Genomic DNA, 21,396 nt, shown 5'->3' on the forward strand with positions numbered 1-21,396 from the left:
GCCCCCGCCAGTTCTCCCCGCCTTCCAGCGACGGCGTCGACTCGAACACCTCCGCGATCCAGTCGGCAAACACACGCACCTTCTGCGACAGATGCCGGTTGTGCGGATATACGATCGAAATCGGCTTCGGCTTCGGATTGCAGTCCGGCAGCACCTCGACCAGCGAACCGTCGAGCAGGTGCGGCAGCACCATGAACAGCGTCGGCTGGATCATCCCGAACCCTTCGAGCCCGCACGTCACGTAGGCATCCGAATCGTTGACCGTGACGCTCCCGTTCATCCGCACCTCGAACGGCTTGCCGTCGATCATGAACACCCAAGGAATCGCCCGCGCACCGTGGCTCGATCGAAAATTCACCGCGTGGTGTTCGGCGAGATCGGCAATCTCGTGCGGCTCGCCGTGACGCGCGAGGTAATCGGGCGACGCGCAAGTCACGCGCTTGAGCATCCCGATGCGCCGCGCGACCATCGACGAATCCTCCAGCGGCCCGACCCGGATCATGCAGTCGATGCCCTCCTCGACCGGATCGACGTAGCGGTCGGAGAGCCCCAGTTCGAGCGTGATGTCCGGGTAGCGCTGCCGGAAAATCGACAGCGAAGGCAGCACGATGCGCCGCCCGAGCGAACTAGGCATGTGGACGCGCAACACACCGCTCGGCTTGCGGTTGCCGGTCTGGAAACTCGCGTCGGCCTCCGCAATCTCCGAGATGATCTTCATGCAATGCTCGTAGTACGCCGCACCTTCGGGCGTCAACGACAGCCTGCGCGTCGTGCGGTGCATCAGGCGCACGCCGAGCAGCGCCTCGAGGTTCTGGATGATGGTCGTCACCGACGCGCGCGGCATCGCGAGCGTGTCGGCGGCGCGCGTAAAGCTGTTCGCGTCGACCACGCGGGTAAAAACTTCCATTGCCTGGATTCGGTCCATGCTGCTCCCCCTTCGAATCGCCAACGGAACAGAATAGAGCGCGCGACGGGCGCGGCACAAGCCCCACCTATTGTTCTCCGATCCTGAATAGTTTCGGCGTTTCGGACTGGAAAGCGATGGATTTCCGTTCAGTCAAAACGGCAATCGTTCCGGCCCCGATCATGGCCGCATACGGTGCGTTACCGCACGAATCGCTCGCGATACCCCTGCGGCGACACGCCCAGCACGCGCACGAAGCAGCGCCGCAGCGTCTCCTCCGAGCCGAAGCCGCAACGCGCGGCGATCCGCTTGACGGGCCATGCCGTTTCGCCGAGCAGGCGCTGCGCGGCCTCGACGCGGATCTGCTCGACCGCGCGCGCCGGCGTGCGGCCGGTTCCGGCGCGATAGTGGCGCACGAAGCTGCGCTCGCTCATGCGCACGCGCTCGGCCAGCGCGGGCACCGACAGGTCGGCCGCCAGGTGCTCGGCCATCCACGCATGCAGTTCGCCGAATCGATCGTCGGTGCGCTGCATCGACAGCATCGTGCTGAACTGCGCCTGCCCGCCCGGACGCTTCAGGAACACGACGAGCTCGCGCGCGACGTCGAGCGCGGTCGCCCGCCCGAGATCCTCCTCGACCAGCGCGAGCGCGAGATCGATGCCGGCCGTCACGCCGGCCGAAGTCCACAATGCGCCTTCGCGGATGAAGATCGGATCGGATTCGACGCGCACGTTCGGATAGCGCGCCGCGAATTCGTCGCAGCGCGCCCAGTGCGTGACCGCACGCCGCCCGTCGAGCAGGCCGGCCTCGGCAAGCAGGAACGCGCCGGTGCAGACCGATGCCACGCGCCGTGTGCGTGCCGCCTGCTGCCGCACCCAGCGCACCAGCCGCGCATCCTTCGACGCCGCATGCACGCCCTTGCCGCCGGCGACGATCAGCGTGTCGGGATGGCGCGCAGCCGAGCGCAGCGATTCCGCCATCACGACCAGGCCCGACGACGTCTCGACGGGGCCCGCCTCGGCCGCGATGACGCGCGGCGCATAGGGCGCAGGCTGGCCGCGCTCCAGCGCGAGTTCGTTGACGGACGCAAACACCTGCAGCGGCCCCGACACGTCGAGCAACTGGGCACGAGGGAACGCGAGGACCAGGATCGAACGCGGGGCAGCGGGCATGGCGATTGGCTGAAAACGTGGGTGATATGGCAATTTCGCCAAACACTACGCGCCTAGAATCGAACTGTCCATCCCGTGCCGGCCACGGTACGTTCCCTTCCCAGCGGAGTCCTCGCATGTCCCTGCATATCGGCTTTCTCGTGTTTCCGGGCGTCCAGCAACTCGATCTCACCGGCCCGCACGACGTGCTCGCGTCGCTGCCCGACGCAACCGTCCATCTGGCCTGGAAGTCGCGCGACATCGTCGCGTCGAGCAGCGGGCTCGCGCTCGCGCCGACCTGCACGTTCGACGACTGCCCGCCGCTCGACGTGATCTGCATTCCGGGCGGGATCGGGATCAACGCGCTGCTGCTCGATGCCGAAACGATCGCGTTCGTGCAGCAGCGCGCGGCCGCGGCGCGCTACGTGACGTCGGTGTGCACGGGTGCGCTGCTGCTGGGCGTGGCCGGCCTGCTGCGCGGGCGGCGGGCGACGACGCACTGGGCATTCCACTCGCTGCTCGAACCGCTCGGCGCGGTGCCGGTGCGCGAGCGCGTGGTGCGCGACGGCAACCTGATCACGGGCGGCGGCGTCACGGCCGGCATCGACTTCGCATTGACGATCGCCGCGGAACTGGCCGGCGAAGAAGCAGCGCAGGCGATCCAGTTGCAACTCGAATACGCGCCCGCGCCGCCGTTCGACGCCGGTTCGCCCGATACCGCGCCGGCAGCGGTCGTGAAGCGCGTCACCGAACGTTCGGCGGCCGGCTTCGCGACGCGCAAGGCGACGATCGAACAGGCGCTGCGCGCGATGTCGCGCTGACCGCGGACGCCGGGATACCCACTTGAAGATTCGAAGACTGGAAGACGACGCGCATCCGCGCCGGGGAACCCATCGATGAACATCATCCGCAGCGCCACGTTCACCGCGGACCGCGCGTGGGGCGCGCTCGACATCGCGAACCTGAACGGCATCACTGTCCGCCTGCACTGGACCGACCAGCCGTATCGGTGGCACGTGAACGACGGCGAGGAAGTGTTCGCAGTGCTCGACGGTCGCGTCGAGATGCGCTATCGCGAAGCAGGCGTCGAGCGCGCGACGGTGCTTGAAACGGGTGACGTGTTCCACGCATCGGCCGGCACCGAGCACGTCGCGCATCCGCTCGGGGAAGCACGCATCCTCGTGATCGAAACCGAAGGCAGCGCCTGACGGCCGGCGGCCGGGTGTCGATGCCGCGCGGATGGCAGCCGCCTCCGCGCGGCGGGGTTCATCCGGTGATCGTCCCGGTGGCCTGCGACGCGATCAGCTTCGGCTGCGGCGTGCACAGGCACTGGCACAGGTCGTGTTCGAGCGCGACGACCTTGCCCATCACGGTCATCGTCCGCTCGCCGCCGTCGGACACGATCACGCCCGGCGACTTGCAGGCGGCGCAGAACACCGCTGCGCCGAGATACGCGAGTTCGCGTCCGTCGAACGACGAATTGGCGATCCCTTCGAGCACGACGCCGCCGTGGTCGGTCGTGTCGCCCTTCAGAATGAATTTGCGGCTCATGTTGTCGGTTCTTCCCTCGGAGATGCCGCGCAACACGGCAGCATGGCCGCGCACGGGCAATCGGAATCCGCCCGTCGGTCGCGGGCGTTCCGCGAGCATATCACCGCTCGTCGCGGCCGCCTCCGTCAGAACTTGTGCCGCAGACCCACGCGCGCCTGGAACTGCCGGTCGTTCGCCGATGCGCCGGGCCCGTTGATCGCGGCGACCGCCGGGCGTCCGGTCGAGTCGGTACCCGACGCACGCTGGTAGACGGCGGTCAGGTACACGTCGGTGCGCTTCGACAGGAAGTAGTCGAGCCCCGCCGCGACCTGATGGTACGTCGCGCCGTCGCGGCCGTTCACACCGCCGCCGCGCGTGTAGTCGTACGCGACGCCGCCGAACAGGTAGGGCATGAACGTGTAGCGCAGGCTGGCCTCGACGTTGTTGAACACCGCATTGCCGGACACACCGCCGGGATTCGGCCCGGACGACAGGTCGCCGAGCCGGCGGAACGACGTGTTCGTATACATCGCGCCGAGCGTGACCGCGCCGATCGCATAGGTGCCGCCCGCCGCCGCGACCTGCAGCGTGTGCGCAGATGCATAGCCTGAATACACCGGCGACAGCATGTTGTTGCCCGGCACGCCGCCCGTGACCGGTGCCGGGCTGCCCGTCGTGCCGAAGAACGACACGTTCGGGTTGCGCGCGTTCAGGTAGCCGGCCGCGACCACGAGCGGCCCGCGCGTATAGCCGGCCGTCGCCGACCACACCTGGTTGCGCGTCGCCGCGCCCGCGATGCCGCCCACGCCCACCATCGCCGCGAAGCGGAACCCGCCGTAGTCGTTGCTCGTGAACTTGATCGCGTTGTTGGTCGAGTTCGCGTTGTTCACGTTGTCGAGGTCGCCGGGGTGCGCAACCATGTAGCCGCCGAACAGCGCGGCTGCCTCGAGCGGCCCGAGGAAGTCGACGTTGGTGTCGTACTGGCGCCCGAGCGTGACGGTGCCGAACGGCCCGGACAGTCCGACGAACGCCTTCTTGCCGAAGATCAGCCCACCCTGCCCGAGCTTGCCCGTGCTCGGGTCGAAGCCGTTCTCCAGCGTGAAGATGGCCGTCATCCCGCCGCCGAGATCCTCGACGCCGCGCAGCCCCCAGCGGCTCGCCTGCTGCACGCCGCCCAGCATCCGCCACGCTTGCTTGCCGCTCACCGTGCCGTTCGGGCCGGCCGCCGCGAGGTTGCTCGTGTAGGTCAACCCCTCGTCGATAATGCCGTACAGCGTCACGCTGCTCTGTGCGTGCGCCGCACCCGCGATCAGCGCGACGCCCGCGCCTGCCAACAGCCGTTGTTTCATCGGAAGGTCTCCATTGCGCGGGTCGAATGGCAAAACGCAGGCATGCGCGTCCCCCGCAGGCGCGCGGCCTGCTCCGGTGCGAACCGGAACCGGTTGGATGTAAGGCGGGAAAGGCGGTCAGCGCATCGCGTCGGCGACGACGGCTGGCGGCACCCAGCGGCGGCCGGCCGCGACTTCGTATGCGTGGCCGAACTGCAGCACGCCCCAGTCGTCGCGGTAGCGGCCGACAATCTGCATGCCGATCGGCAGGCCGGCTGCGCCGAAGCCGCACGGCACCGACAGGATCGGCGCCTCGGTCGACGACAGGTACCAGCACACGCGCATCCAGTCGATGTACGAGGTGCTGGCGGCACCCGGCACGTGCGCGGGCGAGCGCAGGTCGACATCGAACGGCATCACCTGCGTGGTCGGCAGCACATAGAACGCGTAGCGCTGCATGAACGCGCGCATCCGCTCGAACAGGCGCGTCTTGCGCACGAACATGCGGCCGAGATCGGCGGCCGTCAGCGAGCGATGCAGCCGGTATTCGTCGTGAATCTCGGGCTTCAGCACCGCGCGCTGCGCGTCGTCCAGCCCGTCGACCAGCGTGCCGATCATCCACGCACGTTCGATGCGGAACACGTCCTCGGCTTCCGACAGATCGGGATCGTCGAATTCGACTGCGCAGCCCAACGCCGCGAACACGCGCGCCTGCGCGTCCACCGCACGCGCGATCTCCGGATCGATTGGCACGCCGGGCAGGCCGCGCGACATCGCGATGCGCGTGCCGCGGAAATCGCGTTCGAGCGGCTGCGCGAAGCGTGCGCCCGGTTCAGCGAGTTCGGTCGCGGTCTCGCCGCTCGGCCCGGCGATTGCGGACAGCAGCAGCGCAGTGTCGGCCACGTCACGCGCCATCGGCCCGTCGACACCGAGTGTCGTCCAGCCATTCAGGTCCGGTGCGCGCGGCACGCGTCCCGGCGACGGCCGCAATCCGACGACGTTGTTCCATGCGGCCGGATTGCGCAGCGAGCCGCCCATGTCGCTGCCGCACGCAAGCGGGTTCATCCCGCACGCGAGCGAGGCGGCCGCACCGCCGCTGCTGCCGCCCGCGGAACGTGTCAGGTCCCACGGGTTGCGCGTCGCGCCGAACACGTCGTTGAACGTATGCGACCCGGCGCCGAACTCGGGCGTGTTCGACTTGCCGATCATCAGCGCACCGGCGCTCGCGCAACGGCGCACGACGAGCGCGTCGTGCTGCGGCAAGTGATCGGCGAACAAACGCGAGCCGTACGTGGTGCGCACGCCGCGCGTCGCGGTGAGATCCTTCTGCGAAATCGGCAGCCCGTGCAACGGCCCCTGCCATTCACCGCGCATCCAGCGTGCATCGATGTCGCGCGCACGGGTGCGCAGCAGGTCGGGATCGACGACGGTCACGAGCGCGTTCACGCGCGGGTTGACCGTCGCGATCCGCGCGAGATGCGCGTCGAACAGGTCGCATGCGCCGATCTCCCGCTTCTTCAGCAGGTCGAGCATCGTGCAGGCGGACAAGTCGCACAGGTCGCCGGCCATGACGTCGACGGACTGGGACGAAAACGAAAGCGAAGCGGTGGCAGTCATACGGTTCCGGAAGCAAGCAGAAAGGAAGGACGCGGTATCGGGCGCAGTCGGTCACGCATCGCGATCGCTGCGATCCGACGCGAACGCAAGCGCGACGAGCGACAGCACGCCGCAGACGATCACGTACCACGCGGGCGCCGCCGGATTGCCGGTCGCGCCGATCATCCACGTGACGATGAACTGCGCGAAGCCGCCGAAGATCGACACGCCGCCCGCATACGCGATCGACAGCGCAGTCGCACGCGTGCTCTTCGGAAACAGCTCGGCGAGGATCACGCCGTTCGCGCCGGCGTTGATCGAGTGCAGCGCGGCGAGCAGCATCACGACCGCATACATCGTCGCGATCGATGGCACCGCGCGCATCAGCCAGAAGCCCGGCAGGATCAGCACGGTCAGCGCAATGCGCGACCACAGCGCGACACGTTTGCTGCCGGTGCGGTCCGACAGACGCCCGCCGATCGGCGCGGCGACGAACATCACGGCGCCGGACAGGATCCCGCACCACAGCGCGGTATCCATCGGCAGGTGCAGCACCTTGATCGCATACGTCGACATGTAATACAGCACGATGAAATGCGCGGCCGTGCCGCCGATCACGAGGCCGAGCGCGGTCAGCACGGCCGCGCCGTCGCGCCGCAGCACGGTGCCGAGTACGGCCGACGAACGCCGCGCGGCCGCGGCCGGCGCGTGCTGTTCGATCCCGTTGAAGCGCGCGCGCAGGTAAAGGCCGACCGGCGCGATCAGCACACCGAGCAGGAACGGCACGCGCCAGCCCCACGATTCGAGCGAGGCCGAGTCGAGGAAATGCGACAGCAGGAAGCCCACGAGCGAACCGGCAAGTGCCGCGGCGCCCTGGCTCGCGAATTGCCAGCTCGTGTAGTAGCCGCGCTCGCCGGCCGGCGCGCGCTCCGCGAGCAGCGACGTCGATACGCCCACCTCGCCGCCGGCCGAAAAGCCCTGCAGCAGCCGCGCGACGACCACGAGCACGGGGGCCATCATGCCGATCTGCGCATAGGTCGGCATCACGCCGATCATTCCGGTGCCGATCGCCATCGTGACGAGCGTGAGGTTCATCGCGGGCACGCGGCCGAAGCGGTCGGCAACGAGCCCGATCACGACGCCGCCAACCGGCCGCGCGATGAAACCGACACCGAAGGTCGCGACCGACATCAGCAATTGCTGCTGCGCGGATACCGCCGGAAAGAACAGTTTGCCGAGCAGCACCGCGAAGAAGCTGAACACGGTGAGATCGAAGAATTCAAGACCGTTGCCGATCGTGATCGCGACAATCAACTGACGATTGGACGGGGATGCGGCAATGTTGCCGACATGCCCGCAGACCATGCTGTCCGCTCGGGGCGCCTTCATGAAGGTGTGTCTCCGTACTGGTTGTGCGTGTCGTGTGCGCGGGCCGTTCGACGGCCTGCGCATGCAGTCTAGGCATTCAAAAACTGCAGCCCGGAGCGACATTTTTCGATCGTGATAACGCATGGTTATCGCGTGCTTTGGATGCGGCGGCGCGGTGTAGGATGGGAACGTCGCCACTGCCGCCGCGCCCCGCCACGCCGTGAAACACCACCAGCTCCGGGCGCTCGCCGCCATCGCCGAACACGGCAGCCTGCGCGCGGCCGCACGCGCGATCCACCTGTCGCAGCCCGCACTGACGAAGGCGATCCGCGAACTCGAACTCGATCTCGGCGTGCCGCTCGTCACGCGCAACGCGCGCGGTGCGCAGCTCACGCGTTGCGGGCAGGCCGTCTATGCGCGAGCGCGGCTGATCCTCGCGGAAATGCAGCACGCGCGCGACGACGTGATCCAGTTGTCGGGAGGCAAGGAAGGCGCGCTCGCCTGCGCGCTGACGCCGCTGATGTCGCTCGGTTTCCTGCCCGCCGCGCTCGACGCATTCCGGCAGCGGATGCCGACGATCCGCCTCGACGTACGCGAAGGCTTTCTCGATACCGCGCTGCCGCGCCTGCGCGACGGCTCGCTCGACTTCGTGATCGCGATCGTCGACGCGACGCGGCTATCGCCGGAATTCGCGTTCCGGCCGCTGCTTGAGTCGGAGCTGATCCTGATGACCCGCGCGAGCAATCCGCTGCGTCACTGCACCTCGCTTGCGCAGTTGCAGGACGCGCAATGGGTGCTCAACACGTCGCCGGAAAGCATCGGCCGGCTGCTGCAGGACGTGTTCGTCGCGCACGGCTATCCGGCGCCGCAGCCGATCGTCGAATGCACGTCGTTCAGTGCGGCGTTTTCGCTGTCGGTGCATACCGACACCGTGTCCTGCGTGCCGCAGAGCTTCCTGGAGGTCGACTGGATTCGCGAGCGGATGGTCGCGATCGACATCGAGGAGACGATTCCGGCCGTGTCGGTCGGCGTGCTCACGCGCCGCGATGCGCTGAACACGCTTGCATGCGATTACCTGATCCACTGTTTCGTCGAGGCCGTACGCCGGCATGATCGCGCGACGCTGCTGTGGCGATAGCGGCACGGCTCGCGAGGCGCGGCGCCGCTCAGACGAACAGCGCGAGACACAGCGCGGCGCCGCACAGATACGTGCCGAGCGCGCCGACGAAACGCACGGGATTCGGATTGGCCATCGTCGGCCACGCGAGCAGGCCGATCACGATCAGACAGCGGCACGCAGTCGCCGCGACGATCAGCGCCAGGATCGCGCGCGATGGCGCGTGTGTGCCGAAGTAGAGAAACAGCACCGCGAGAAACGGCGCATATTCGGCCGTGTTGCCGTGCGCGCGCACGATCTTGTGCAACCCGTTCGCCGGATCGGGCGCACACCCGGCGCTGGTGGTGCATCGGAAGCGCGTCACGGACACGACGAGCCCTAGCCCGAACAGCAACAGCCCGAGGATGGCCGTGCAAACGAGCGCGACGGGATGGATCGGCATGGGACTCCCGGCAAAAGCGGAAATGCGCCGCACAGCCGATGATCGTACCCGTGACCGACACGCGCGACCATCACGGAAACCCGCAGCATCGCCGTGCGCCCGACACAATTTTACGGTCGGGTTCCGATCCCAATTGTCGCTCCGCCGCACCGCACGAAACCGGTGCATTACCCCGCCTGTCCGGCCGGCCGGGCCTGCCCGCCGCCACACCCCGCCACACGGACGCCGTCGGCACGAGACGCGCAAACGTTACGCTGCGACGGCATGCACCACCGCAATGCAACGCGGGTTACAGCGCGTCGCAGGCACGCGCGTTGCGTCGACGCATCTCGGTAGTGAACGCCCTTGGCAGCCCGCTGCGGAGGACTACACTAATCCTTAATGGGGTGCGGCCGGAGCCCGCGCCATCAGGGAGACGCCGCCATGAATCGGCCGCTGAATCGTATCCTGCCGCGCGTGACCGGTCCCGCATCGGTCTGGACGTGGGTCAAGTGGTCTTTGCTGGCCGCGCTGCTGATCGCCGTGGCGATCGTCGCGCGACTCGTGCAGAGCGAGATCGAAACGTCCCGGCTGCAGGCGCACTACCTGTCCGAGCTCACCCGCGATGTCGGCTACACGGTCGAGACGGGCCCGAGCGATCACATTCGCTTCCCCGCGAACGGCCCATACGACCAGCGCCTGGGCTACTCGATGATTCCGGCGTTTCAGGAGCGGCTGCTCGCGCGCGGCTTCGTCGTCGGCAAGCAGGCGCGCGATTCGCAGCGGATGCTGTCACTCGGTGATCGCGGGCTGTTCCTCCCGTTCGAGGAGAAAGACCAGGCGGGCCTGATGCTGTTCGACTCGACCGGCGCGCCGCTGTTCTCGACCGTGTTCCCGCAGCGCGTCTACGCCGACTTCGACCTGGTGCCGCGCGTGGTGGTCGATTCGCTGCTGTTCATCGAGGATCGCTACCTGCTCGACGCAAACCAACCGAACCGCAACCCGGCGATCGACTGGGGGCGCTTCAGCCGCGCGGTCGCCGACCAGGCGCTGCACGTCGTCAACCGCCATCAGGCGCGCCCGGGCGGCAGCACGCTCGCGACGCAGATCGAGAAGTTCCGCCACTCGCCCGAGGGCCGCACCGCGACACCGCCCGAGAAGCTGCGGCAGATTGCGTCGGCGTCGGTGCGTGCGTACCTGAACGGCCCGCAGACGATGCTCGCGCGCCGCACCATCGTCGTGCGCTACCTGAACTCGGTGCCGCTCGCCGCGCGGCCGCACATCGGCGAAATCACCGGTATCGGCGACGGTCTCGCCGCGTGGTACGGCCGCGACTTCAACGACGTGAACCGGATCCTGTCCGCGCCGACGACCGGCGACAACGTCGACGAACAGGGCAAGACGTTCCGCGAGGTGCTGTCGCTGATCATCGCGCAGCGCGCGCCGTCGTACTTCCTCAACCGCGGCTACCCGGCGCTGCAGAAGCTGACCGACAGCTACCTGCGGCTGCTGTCTAACGGCGGCGTGATCTCGCCCGCGCTGCGCGACGCCGCGCTGAACGCGCAGATCGAACGCAGCGCGCCGCCGGCTGCCGCGCGCGTGCAGTCGTTCGTGTCGCGCAAGGCCGTGACGTCCGCGCGCGCGTCGTTGCTGTCGGCGCTCGGCATCAGCGACCTGTACCAGCTCGACCAGTTCGACCTGCAGGCGACCAGCACGCTCGACAACGGCGTGCAGCAGGCCGTCGCCGAACGGCTCGCGCAGGCATCGACGCGCGACGGGGCGCAGAAGGCCGGCCTGTACGGTTTCGAGATGCTCGCGCCGAAGGACGACCCGTCGCACCTCACGTACAGCTTCACGCTGTACGAGCACCGCAACGGCGCGAACCTGCTGCGCGTGCAGACCGACAGCGTGAACGAGCCGTTCGACGTGAATCGCGGCGGCCGCATCAACCTCGGCTCGACCGCGAAACTGCGTACGCTGATCACCTACCTGCAGATCGTGTCCGACCTGCATGCGCGCTACGCGAACCTGTCGAACGCGGAGCTGGCGCGCGTGAAGCCCGACCCGATGGACGGGCTGTCGCACTGGGCGCTCGACTACCTGTCGCATACGCGCGACCGCTCGCTGCAGGCGATGCTCGACGCTGCCGTCGAACGCAAGTATTCGGCGAGCCCCGACGTGTTCTACACGGGCGGCGGCGCGCAGGTGTTCTCGAACTTCGAGAAATCGGACAACGGCCGCATCCTGACGCTGCACACGGCGTTCGAGCATTCGGTCAACCTCGTGTTCGTGCGGCTGATGCGCGACATCGTCCACTACGAGACGCTGCAGGCGGCCGGCCCGTCATCGTCATGGCTCGGCGACACCGAGCAGCGGCGGCATTACCTGCAGCAGTTCGTCGACGGCGAAAGCCAGGTCTACGTGAAGCGCTACTACACGCGCTATGCGGGCAAGGCGCCCGACGACGCGCTCGCGCTGATGCTGAAGGACGTGCGCAAATCGCCGCCGAAAATCGCGACGGTGTTGCGCAGCGTCGCGCCGAACGAATCGCTCGCGTGGTTCGACGCGCAGATGCGCATGCAACTGAAGGGCACGCCGGCCGCAACGCTGTCCGACGACGATCTCGCCAGACTCTACGCGAAATACGCGATCGACCGCTTCAACCTCAACGACCGCGGCTATATCGCGAGTGTGCATCCGCTCGCGCTGTGGACGCTCAACTACCTGCGCGCGCATCCTGCGGCGTCGCTCGCCGACGTCCAGCACGACAGCCGCGATGCGCGTTTCTACACGTACTCGTGGCTGTACAAGACGCGCTACCACGCGACCCAGGACCGCCGCATCCGCCGCATGGTCGAGCTGCGCGCGTACGCGGAAATCACGAAGTCGTGGCGCGCGCTCGGCTACCCGTTCGCGGAAGTCACGCCGTCGTACGCGGCCGCGATCGGCGCATCGGGCGACCAGCCCGACGCACTCGCGAAACTGATCGGCCTGATCGCGAACGGCGGCCAGAAGGCGCCGACGGAAACGATCACGCGGCTCGACTTCGCGAAGGGCACGCCATACGAAACGCGCTTCGTGCGCGCGGTCGCCCGGCCGCAGCCGATGCTGTCGCCGGAGATCGTCAACGTGGCGCACACGCTGCTGCGCGACGTCGTGCTCAACGGCACCGCGCGCCGCCTCGCGGGCGGCTTCACGCTGCCCGACGGCAAGACGCTCGACGTGTACGGCAAGACGGGTACGGGCGACCAGCGCTTCAACGTCTATGCGCGCGGCGCGCGGCTGATCGAGTCGCGCAAGGTGAACCGCAGCGGCACCTTCGTGTTCGTGCTCGGCGACCGGTTCTTCGGGGTGCTGACCGCAACGGCGCACGAGCCGTATGCGGCGCGCTACGACTTCACGAGCGCGATGGCCGTGCAGTTGCTGAAGTCGATGGCGCCGGCGCTTGCGCCGCTGATCGAGCGCCCGGCCGGCACGCGCACCGCGGGCCCCGCCCCGCAGGCGGAAACACCCGCGCCGGGCGCCGCGATCGCGCAACCGTCCTGACACCCGCGCGTCGGTTCATGCGCCGGCGCGCCGCTCAGTGCGAGCGGCCGTCGTAGTGCGTGACCGGCAGCGCATCGATATCGACATCCTCGAGACAGCGCACGTTGATCGCGGCCATCGCGGTGCCGTTCGGGTGGACGCCCTCGCCGAACGTATGAATCCCGCAGCGCTTGCAGAAGCGGTGCTGGATCACGTGCTTGTTGAACATGTAGGTGGCGAGATGTTCGTCGGGCGTGAGGAGCGTCATGTGGTCGCGCGGCACGAACCACATCAGCGCGCCCTTGCGCTGGCAGATCGAGCAGTTGCACGCCATCACGCCCTGCAGGTCGCCTTCCGCCTCGAACTTCACGTCGCCGCAGTGACAGCTTCCGCGATAAAGCATGGTCGTCTCCCGGTACGGCCCGTGCGCATCGACGGCGCCCCGGCGGAACACCGTTGGCCGGGCCGATCCAAGCGGGTACAGTAGCGCGCACATGCGCCACACGCAATGTCCGTGCGGCGCCCGTCCCGACCCTGTCCAAACCAAGGAAGACCGTCATGCTCGAACTGCGCCCCGGCTGCGAATGCTGCGACAAGGACCTGCCGCCCGATTCGGCCGATGCACGCATCTGTACGTTCGAATGCACGTTCTGCGCGACCTGCGCCGACGACGTGCTGAAGGGCCGCTGCCCGAACTGCGGCGGCGACCTGGTCGCGCGCCCGCGGCGGCCGGCGAGCCTGCTCGCGAAGTACCCGGCGTCCACCGAACGCATCCACAAGCCGGGCGGCTGCGCGAACGCCTGACGGCGCCGCACGGCCCGCCCCTCCCGTCACGACATCTCGATCCGTGCGCGCGTCACCGCGAGCAGCGCGGCCATCGCGCGGCGCGCACCGTCCTCGTCGCGCACGCGGATCGCATCGCTGACGGCCGTATGCTCGGCGAGCGACGCGTTGAACACGTCCGCGCGGCGCGCGTTCAGATGCAGCTGCGCCTCGAGCGTCCGATCGATCAACGTGCCGAGCGGCACCAGCAGTTCGTTGCCGCCGGCCTCGAGCACGCTCAGGTGAAAGCGCAGGTCGGCGCGCACCCATTCGTCGACGTTGCGCGCGGCGGCCATCGCGCGCGCCGCGCCGTCGATCGCGTCGAACGTCTCCGGCGTATGCATGCGCGCGGCGAGCGCGGCCGCATACGGCTCGACCATCTCGCGCATTTCCTGCAGCTTCAGCGCAAACGCGATCGGCGGCGCGACTCGCGCGTACCAGTCGAGCAGGTCGGCGTCGAGCAGGTTCCATACGCCGCGCGGCCGCACGCGCGTGCCGATCTTCGGCCGCGACTCGACGAGCCCTTTCGACGTAAGCGTACGCAGCGCCTCGCGCATCACCGTGCGGCTCACGCCGTACATCACCATCAGGTCGGGTTCCCTCGGCAACAGCGACTCGGGCGGGTAATCGCCGCGCAGGATCGCCGTGGCGAGCTGGAAGGCCGTCTGTCCATGCAGGTCGCGTCGAATGATCGTTCTCCGTTATGCCGGTACCCGGGCGTGCCGGCTGCCCACTATCTGCACAATAGTGCTATTAATACTATTTTTTATCGGGCTGCGCTAGGATAACCGCGAAAACATGCGACCGCGCGCCGCGCCCGACTGCCCGCGCCGGTCAACCCTGGAGACTCGCACCGTGAAAATCACCCGCCTCGAAACCTTCGTCGTCCCGCCGCGCTGGCTGTTCCTCAAGATCGAAACCGACGAAGGGATCGTCGGCTGGGGCGAACCGGTCGTCGAGGGTCGCGCGCACACGGTCGAGGCCGCCGTGCACGAACTCGCCGACTATCTGGTCGGGAAGGATCCGCTGCTGATCGAGGATCACTGGCAGGTGATGTACCGCGCCGGCTTCTACCGCGGCGGCCCGATCACGATGAGCGCGATCGCGGGCGTCGACCAGGCGTTGTGGGACATCAAGGGCAAGCATCACGGCGTACCCGTGCACGCACTGCTCGGCGGCCAGGTGCGCGATCGCATCAAGGTGTATTCGTGGATCGGCGGCGACCGGCCGAGCGACGTCGCGAACAATGCGCGCGCGGTGGTCGAGCGTGGCTTCAAGGCCGTGAAGATGAACGGCTCCGAGGAGCTGCAGATCGTCGACACCTACGACAAGGTCGAACAGGTGATCGCGAACGTCGCGGCGGTGCGCGACGCGGTCGGCCCGCACGTCGGGATCGGCGTCGACTTTCACGGCCGCGTGCACAAGCCGATGGCGAAGGTGCTCGCGAAGGAGCTCGACCCGTACAAGCTGATGTTCATCGAGGAGCCGGTGCTGTCGGAGAACGCCGAGGCGCTGCGCGACATCGTCAACCAGACCAACACGCCGATCGCGCTCGGCGAGCGGCTCTACTCGCGCTGGGATTTCAAGCACATCCTCGCGGGCGGCTACGTCGACATCATCCAGCCCGACGCGTCGCACGCGGGCGGCATCACCGAGTGCCGCAAGATCGCGACGCTCGCGGAGAGCTACGACGTCGCGCTCGCGCTGCACTGCCCGCTTGGGCCCATCGCGCTCGCCGCGTGCCTGCAGCTCGACGCGGTCAGCTACAACGCGTTCATCCAGGAACAGAGCCTCGGCATCCACTACAACCAGGGCAACGACCTGCTCGACTACCTGCGCAACCCCGAGGTGTTCCGCTACGAGGACGGCTTCGTCGCGATCCCGCAGGGCCCGGGGCTCGGCATCGACGTGAACGAGGAGAAAGTGCGCGAGATGGCGAAGACGGGGCACCGCTGGCGCAACCCGGTGTGGCGTCACGAGGACGGCAGCGTCGCCGAGTGGTGAACGCGATGCGCGGCGTGCCGCTTCGGCCCGCGCGGTAGATATCGAATCGAGAACGGCTGCCCGACAGGCAGCCGTTCTTGCGTGCGCAGTGCGGTGTCCGGCATGTGCCGGGGGCGCGACGGCGGCCTTGCGCCGCGCGGGCCCTGCCGTCAGCCGAGTGCCGCGAACCCCGGCACGCTGAACGACAGCACGGCGGCCGCGACGAACACGCCGATCATCGTCAGTGCTTCGAGATGCAGGATGTTGCGGAACGTGTGCGCATCCTCGGTCGATGCGGTGCGGCGCAGGCGCGGCAGCGCCGCGAAGCGGTTCAGGCCGCCGAGCACGAGCACGAGCGCGACGAGCAGCAGCTTCAGCAGCAACACGCGCCCCCACGTGCTGCCGTCGAGCGGTGCGAGCGAACCACCGAGCCCGCGGATCGCATTGAGCGCCCCGGTACCGAGCACGAAGACGACCGCGATGATCGACGTGCGCGAAAGATGCTGGCCGATGCGGATCAGCGCACCACGCGCGACCGACGACCCAAGCGCGGGCAGCACCGCGAGCCCGCCCGCGAGCACGAGGCCACCCCACACGGCCGTTGCGAGCAGGTGCAGCGTCTGCACGCCGACCGCCGCGGACAGCGCACCCGTATCGGCCGCATGGCCGAGCGAAGCCTTGCCGGCCGCGACCACGATCACCGCGAGCCACAGCACCGCGTGTGCGACCGGGCCCTCCGGCTTCGCCAGCGCGACGATCGCGAGCACCACGGCGCCGGCGAACGCGACGCTCCATGCGAAGCCCGTGTGCGTCTGCGTCAGCATCACCGGAATCGCGGCGAACGCGCCGCCGAGCCCCGTCCCGCTCATCGTCGCGGCTTCGTAGACGAGCCAGCCGAGATCCGCGAGCACCAGCGCCAACGCCGCCGCGACCAGCGAATGTTGCGCGCGCAGCCACGCGGGATGCGACGGCGCGACGACCGGACGCGCACCGTCCTTGCCGAGCCATGCCTTGAGCAGCGCCGAACCGACCGCCATCGCGAACGCCGCGTCCATCAGCGCCGCGAGCGCGACCTGACCGATCCACAAGCTGTCGAACTTCATCGCGCACACCCTCCCGAAAGCGGCAGGCCGACGAAGTGGCAGCAACGGGATGGACAGCGTGAGGAAGGCAACGGCACGGTAGAAAACGTCATCGATGAATCCGGAAACGGGAGAAATGACTGGACCTGCGGCGGAGGCGGCGCCGCGCGACCCGCGAGTGTACGGTCTTCGATGGTGAAAACGCACGCCGGTTCACACTGACGCGTCGCAATGCGCGTCAAATTGTCGCAAGTCGCAAACGGACAGGAACCGATGTCCTTTTGCCAAATAGCCGTCATTACCCATCGATGATAGAATGCCGCGTCGCAGCAGCCCGGCTGCCTTGCCGTCATGCGCCGAGCCGATCGTAGCCCGGACAACAGGTCCCCGTCGAATAAACATGGAGTCTCGTGTGTCTTCAAGACGCCTCTTCCGTCCGCTGCTCGCCGTTCTGATGTTCGGCAGCGCGGGCCTTATGAGCGCTGCCCAAGCGCAGACCAAGCCCACGGAGCAAGCGCACGCCCAGCAGGCGCCGCTCAAGGCACCCGATACCATGGCCGAGCGCGTGCGCGGCTGTACGGCTTGCCATGGCGTCCATGGCCAGGGCACGGACAACGACTACTTCCCGCGTCTTGCCGGCAAGCCGGCCGAGTACCTGTACAACCAGCTCGTCAACTTCCGCGACGGCAGGCGCAAGTACCCGCCGATGAACTACCTGCTGACGTACCTGAACGACGACTACCTGCGTGAAATGGCCGAGCACTTCTCGGCCGAACGCCCGCCGTACCCGGCGCCGGCGAAGCCGACGCTGCCGGCCGCGACGCTCGCGCGCGGCAAGCAGCTCGTCACGCAAGGCGACCCGTCCCGCAAGCTGCCGGCCTGCGTGGCCTGCCACGGCGCGACGCTGACCGGCATGCAGCCGGCGATCCCGGGCCTGGTCGGCCTGCACGCCGACTACCTGAGCGCGCAGATCGGTGCATGGCGTTCCGGCAACCGTCACGCGAAGGCGCCTGACTGCATGCATGAAGTCGCTTCGAAGCTTTCCGACGAAGACGTGACGGCCGTGACCGCATGGCTTGCCGCGCAACCGGCGCCCGCCAACCCCGTGCCGGCTCCGGCGCGTTCGATGAAGACTCCGCTCGCCTGCGGCAGCGAACCGCAATAAGGCAAGGGAGACAGACACAATGAAACGCAAGTCCCTGTTTGCACTCTCGGCCGTCGCGATCATCGCGGCCGCCGCCCTCGTGCCGGTCCTGTGGCCGGGCAACGACACGCTGCACGGCGCCTCCGCCGTCGCGGCCACGCCGGCCGACCAGGCCGCGCTGATCAAGAAGGGCGAGTATCTCGCGCGCGTCGGCGACTGTATCGCGTGCCACACCGTGCGCGGCGGCAAGTCGTTCGCGGGCGGCCTGCCGATGGCGACGCCGTTCGGCACGATGTACACGCCGAACATCACGCCGGACGACAAGGACGGCATCGGCAAGTGGACGTCGGACGACTTCTACCGCGCGATGCACACCGGTCGTTCGAAGGACGGTAGCCTGCTCTACCCGGGCTTCCCGTTCGCCAGCTACACGAAGGTCACGCGTGCGGATTCGGACGCGATCTACGCGTACCTGCGCTCGGTCGCGCCGGTGTCGGTGCCGAGCCGTCCGCATGAACTGAAGTTCCCGTTCAACAACCGCAACCTGCTGATCGGCTGGCGTACGCTGTTCTTCAAGGAAGGCGAATACAAGCCGGATCCGACCAAGTCGGTCGAATGGAACCGCGGCGCGTACCTCGTCGAAGGCCTCGGCCACTGCTCGATGTGCCACACGTCGATCAACATGATGGGCGGCCCGGTGACCTCGTCGGCGTTCGCAGGCGGCCTGATCCCGCTGCAGAACTGGTATGCGCCGTCGCTGACGAACGACAAGGAACTCGGCCTCGGCGACTGGCACGTGCAGGAGCTGTCCGACCTGCTGCAGGCCGGCGTGTCGCATAAGGGTGCGGTATTCGGCCCGATGGCGGACGTGGTCCACAACAGCCTGCAGTACATGACCGACGAAGATACGCGCGCGATGTCGACGTACCTGAAGTCGATCCCGCAGAAGGCTGAAGCGCCGAAGAACATGCAGTACGAGCCGTCGAAGCAGTTCGGCAACGCGCTGTTCGAGCAGGGCAAGAAGATCTACGCGGACAACTGCGCGACCTGCCACGCCGAAAACGGCGCAGGCAAGCCGCCGGCGTATCCGCCGCTCGCGGGCAACCACTCGATCATGATGGAATCGGCAGTCAACCCGATCCGCATGGTGCTGAACGGTGGCTATCCGCCGAGCACGTTCAAGAATCCGCGTCCGTACGGGATGCCGCCGTTCGCACAGTCGCTGTCGAACCAGGAGGTTGCGGCGGTCGTCACGTATATCCGGGTGTCGTGGGGTAACAACGGTACACCGATCTCGCCGCAACAGGTGAGCGACCTGCGTTCCGCGCCGCTCGACTAAGAAGCGGCTGACACAAACGGGGCGCGGCTGCGGGAAACCGCGGCCGCGCCCTTTTGCATTTTGCGATGTCACCTCCCGCGCGGGCCGCGCGAGACGTCGCCGATCATAAAACTGAAGAGTGGTATCTATGTCTTTCGAATCTCTCGGCTTGGCCGAACCGCTGGTCAAGGCGGTCAACGAACTCGGCTACACGTCGCCGACCCCGATCCAGCAACAGGCGATCCCGGCCGTCCTCGGCGGCGGCGACCTGCTCGCCGGCGCGCAGACGGGCACCGGCAAGACCGCCGGCTTCACGCTGCCGATCCTGCAACGCCTGCATACGTTCTACGCGGAACATCGCGGCGCGAAGCGCGCCGTGCGCGCGCTGATCCTCACGCCGACGCGCGAACTCGCCGCCCAGGTCGAGGAAAGCGTCCGTGCGTACAGCAAGTACGTGAAGCTGCGCTCGACCGTGATGTTCGGCGGCGTCAGCATCAATCCGCAGATCGATGCGCTCAAGCGCGGCGTCGACATCGTCGTCGCGACACCGGGCCGCCTGCTCGATCACATGCAGCAGAAGACGATCGACCTGTCGGACCTCGACATCCTCGTGCTCGACGAAGCCGACCGGATGCTCGACATGGGCTTCATCCACGACATCAAGCGCGTGCTCGCGAAGCTGCCGCCGCAGCGCCAGAACCTGCTGTTCTCGGCCACCTTCTCCGACGAGATCAAGGCGCTCGCCGACAGCCTGCTCGACTCGCCCGCGCTGATCGAGGTCGCACGCCGCAACACGACCGCCGAAAGCGTCGCGCAGAAGATCCACCCGGTCGACCGCGACCGCAAGCGCGAACTGCTCACGCACCTGATCCGCGAACACAACTGGTTCCAGGTGCTCGTGTTCACGCGCACGAAGCACGGCGCGAACCGGCTCGCCGAGCAACTGACGAAGGACGGCATCAGCGCGATGGCGATCCACGGCAACAAGAGCCAGTCGGCCCGCACGCGCGCGCTGGCGGAGTTCAAGAACAGCACGCTGCAGGTGCTCGTCGCGACCGATATCGCCGCGCGCGGGATCGACATCGACCAGTTGCCGCACGTCGTCAACTTCGACCTGCCGAACGTGCCGGAAGACTACGTGCACCGGATCGGCCGCACGGGCCGTGCGGGTGCGACCGGCGAAGCCGTGTCGCTCGTGTGCGTCGACGAGAAGCAGCTGCTGCGCGACATCGAGCGGCTGATCAAGCGCGAGATTCCGCAGGAAGTGATCGCGGGCTTCGAACCCGATCCGAACGCGAAGCCGGAGCCGATCCAGCAGCGTCGCGGGCAGCAGCAACCGCGCGGGGGTGGCGGCGGCAATCGCCAGCCGCGCGCAGGCGGCTCAGGCCAGCCGGCCGCGAAACGCGACGGCAATGCGCAACCGAAGGCTTCCCAGCAGAAGGCCGCGAAGCCTCGCACGCAAGGGCAAGGCGGCGCCGGCGGCAACGGCGGGCGTCCGGCCGGTGGCGGCAACAGCGCACGCCCGGCGAACGGCAATGCCGCGCATGCGAACCGCAACCGCTCGTCGCGCAGCGGCCAGCGCGGTCACTGAAGCCGTGCGGCTGCGCGCCGCAGGTGCTCGACCTGGCGTTGCCAGCGCGCGAGCACCTCGGTGCGCTCCCCTTCCAGCGTGAACGTGACACCTGTCGCGAGACGCGCATAGCCGACCCGCTGCGCATCGCCGTGCGCGATCGTCGCAGCGAATCCGGCCAGTCCACCGAAGTCTCCCTCGAGCGGCGCCATCCTCAATTGCGCCTGAAAGAACGCGCCGTCCGCGACGAGCGTCAACGCAGCCGACCGCCGTTGCGTGATCGCGCGCGCCGCACGCGATTGCGGCCAGAGCGCCAGCAGCAGCGTGCGCGCATCGTGTGCATAGATTTCGCCGACGCCGAGCAGCGTCGTGCGCAATTGGCCATCGTCGGTCGCGACGATCAGCGAGGCGGCGAAGTCGGCATGACGCTCGAGCGCGGTACCGTCGAACAACGAGACGACGGCCGGCGGCCACGCGTCGAACGTCCATTGTTCGAGCGCGTGGCGATGGGTGTCGGTCATGATGGCGTGGCCCCGG

The 21,396-nt window shown here is 68.0% G+C and carries 20 protein-coding genes; 9 read left to right on the plus strand and 11 right to left on the minus strand.

The genetic code is table 11. The annotated features are described in order from the left end of the window. Both C5O79_RS33040 and C5O79_RS33045 read right to left on the minus strand, forming a co-directional pair. The coding region (locus C5O79_RS33040) for a LysR family transcriptional regulator (RefSeq protein WP_131932101.1) at window positions 1–925 on the minus strand (925 nt) is incomplete at its 3' end. A 179-nt stretch (window positions 926–1,104) separates the two neighbouring features. After that, complete coding sequence (locus C5O79_RS33045; RefSeq protein ID WP_047852181.1) at window positions 1,105–2,076, minus strand: GlxA family transcriptional regulator; 972 nt, start codon at window positions 2,074–2,076, stop codon at window positions 1,105–1,107. Between the two features lie 116 nt (window positions 2,077–2,192). Between C5O79_RS33045 and C5O79_RS33050 the strand changes: the two genes are divergently transcribed. Further along, a complete protein-coding gene (locus C5O79_RS33050) occupies window positions 2,193–2,876 on the plus strand; it encodes a DJ-1/PfpI family protein (RefSeq protein WP_046544492.1) in 684 nt (227 codons plus the stop codon). Window positions 2,877–2,951: 75 nt separating this feature from the next. Further along, window positions 2,952–3,263 (plus strand): cupin domain-containing protein, encoded by a 312-nt coding sequence (locus C5O79_RS33055; protein ID WP_046544491.1) that lies wholly within the window; start codon window positions 2,952–2,954, stop codon window positions 3,261–3,263. Between the two features lie 58 nt (window positions 3,264–3,321). On the opposite strand, the gene C5O79_RS33060 is transcribed toward C5O79_RS33055, so the two are convergent. The 4 genes from C5O79_RS33060 to C5O79_RS33075 form a co-directional block, all read right to left on the minus strand. Continuing rightward, on the minus strand, window positions 3,322–3,606 hold the full coding sequence (locus tag C5O79_RS33060) for a PAAR domain-containing protein (protein WP_039359956.1): 285 nt from the start codon (window positions 3,604–3,606) through the stop codon (window positions 3,322–3,324). Between the two features lie 125 nt (window positions 3,607–3,731). Next, window positions 3,732–4,934 carry a porin gene (locus tag C5O79_RS33065; RefSeq protein WP_122474301.1) on the minus strand — a complete coding sequence of 401 codons (1,203 nt, stop codon included), beginning with the start codon at window positions 4,932–4,934 and terminating at the stop codon, window positions 3,732–3,734. A gap of 117 nt (window positions 4,935–5,051) precedes the next feature. Continuing rightward, entirely contained in the window at window positions 5,052–6,530 is a 1,479-nt protein-coding gene (locus C5O79_RS33070) for an amidase (protein WP_131932103.1), read from the minus strand. Between the two features lie 51 nt (window positions 6,531–6,581). After that, a complete protein-coding gene (locus C5O79_RS33075) occupies window positions 6,582–7,898 on the minus strand; it encodes an MFS transporter (RefSeq protein ID WP_122474303.1) in 1,317 nt (438 codons plus the stop codon). A gap of 199 nt (window positions 7,899–8,097) precedes the next feature. On the opposite strand from C5O79_RS33075, the gene C5O79_RS33080 reads away from it, so the two are divergent. Next, complete coding sequence (locus C5O79_RS33080) at window positions 8,098–9,015, plus strand: LysR substrate-binding domain-containing protein (RefSeq protein ID WP_046544488.1); 918 nt, start codon at window positions 8,098–8,100, stop codon at window positions 9,013–9,015. Window positions 9,016–9,043: 28 nt separating this feature from the next. Here the strand turns inward: C5O79_RS33080 and C5O79_RS33085 are convergent, their stop codons facing one another. Beyond that, on the minus strand, window positions 9,044–9,436 hold the full coding sequence (locus C5O79_RS33085) for an MAPEG family protein (protein ID WP_046544487.1): 393 nt from the start codon (window positions 9,434–9,436) through the stop codon (window positions 9,044–9,046). 423 nt (window positions 9,437–9,859) lie between these two features. Between C5O79_RS33085 and C5O79_RS33090 the strand changes: the two genes are divergently transcribed. Further along, window positions 9,860–12,961, plus strand: coding sequence for a transglycosylase domain-containing protein (locus C5O79_RS33090; RefSeq protein WP_122474304.1), 3,102 nt, complete (start codon window positions 9,860–9,862; stop codon window positions 12,959–12,961). Between the two features lie 34 nt (window positions 12,962–12,995). Here C5O79_RS33090 and C5O79_RS33095 read toward each other — a convergent pair whose 3' ends face one another. After that, complete coding sequence (locus C5O79_RS33095) at window positions 12,996–13,343, minus strand: GFA family protein (RefSeq protein ID WP_046544485.1); 348 nt, start codon at window positions 13,341–13,343, stop codon at window positions 12,996–12,998. Window positions 13,344–13,498: 155 nt separating this feature from the next. Here C5O79_RS33095 and C5O79_RS33100 point away from each other — a divergent pair, with 155 nt between their 5' ends. Continuing rightward, the gene (locus tag C5O79_RS33100; RefSeq protein WP_039359973.1) at window positions 13,499–13,744 is read left to right on the plus strand and encodes a DUF1272 domain-containing protein; all 246 of its coding nucleotides are present in this window, start codon (window positions 13,499–13,501) and stop codon (window positions 13,742–13,744) included. 26 nt (window positions 13,745–13,770) lie between these two features. Here the strand turns inward: C5O79_RS33100 and C5O79_RS33105 are convergent, their stop codons facing one another. After that, complete coding sequence (locus C5O79_RS33105) at window positions 13,771–14,454, minus strand: FCD domain-containing protein (RefSeq protein ID WP_122474305.1); 684 nt, start codon at window positions 14,452–14,454, stop codon at window positions 13,771–13,773. Window positions 14,455–14,617: 163 nt separating this feature from the next. On the opposite strand from C5O79_RS33105, the gene dgoD reads away from it, so the two are divergent. After that, complete coding sequence (gene dgoD / locus C5O79_RS33110; RefSeq protein WP_046544483.1) at window positions 14,618–15,766, plus strand: galactonate dehydratase; 1,149 nt, start codon at window positions 14,618–14,620, stop codon at window positions 15,764–15,766. Window positions 15,767–15,915: 149 nt separating this feature from the next. Here dgoD and C5O79_RS33115 read toward each other — a convergent pair whose 3' ends face one another. Further along, window positions 15,916–16,848, minus strand: coding sequence for a CopD family protein (locus C5O79_RS33115; protein ID WP_046544482.1), 933 nt, complete (start codon window positions 16,846–16,848; stop codon window positions 15,916–15,918). 379 nt (window positions 16,849–17,227) lie between these two features. Here C5O79_RS33115 and C5O79_RS33120 point away from each other — a divergent pair, with 379 nt between their 5' ends. The 3 genes from C5O79_RS33120 (at window position 17,228) to C5O79_RS33130 (ending at window position 20,880) form a co-directional block, all read left to right on the plus strand. Further along, window positions 17,228–17,992: a c-type cytochrome gene (locus C5O79_RS33120; RefSeq protein WP_046544481.1), complete on the plus strand. Its 765-nt coding sequence runs from the start codon at window positions 17,228–17,230 to the stop codon at window positions 17,990–17,992. A gap of 19 nt (window positions 17,993–18,011) precedes the next feature. Then, window positions 18,012–19,310, plus strand: a complete 1,299-nt coding sequence (locus tag C5O79_RS33125; RefSeq protein WP_046544480.1) for a cytochrome c — start codon at window positions 18,012–18,014, stop codon at window positions 19,308–19,310. A 127-nt stretch (window positions 19,311–19,437) separates the two neighbouring features. After that, the gene (locus C5O79_RS33130) at window positions 19,438–20,880 is read left to right on the plus strand and encodes a DEAD/DEAH box helicase (RefSeq protein WP_071335039.1); all 1,443 of its coding nucleotides are present in this window, start codon (window positions 19,438–19,440) and stop codon (window positions 20,878–20,880) included. On the opposite strand, the gene C5O79_RS33135 is transcribed toward C5O79_RS33130, so the two are convergent. After that, the gene (locus C5O79_RS33135) at window positions 20,874–21,380 is read right to left on the minus strand and encodes a hypothetical protein (protein WP_047852188.1); all 507 of its coding nucleotides are present in this window, start codon (window positions 21,378–21,380) and stop codon (window positions 20,874–20,876) included. The genes C5O79_RS33130 and C5O79_RS33135 overlap by 7 nt on opposite strands. Window positions 21,381–21,396 lie beyond the last annotated feature (16 nt).

It is taken from the genome of Burkholderia sp. SRS-25 (genome assembly GCF_004343765.1).
Lineage (GTDB): Bacteria > Pseudomonadota > Gammaproteobacteria > Burkholderiales > Burkholderiaceae > Burkholderia > Burkholderia contaminans.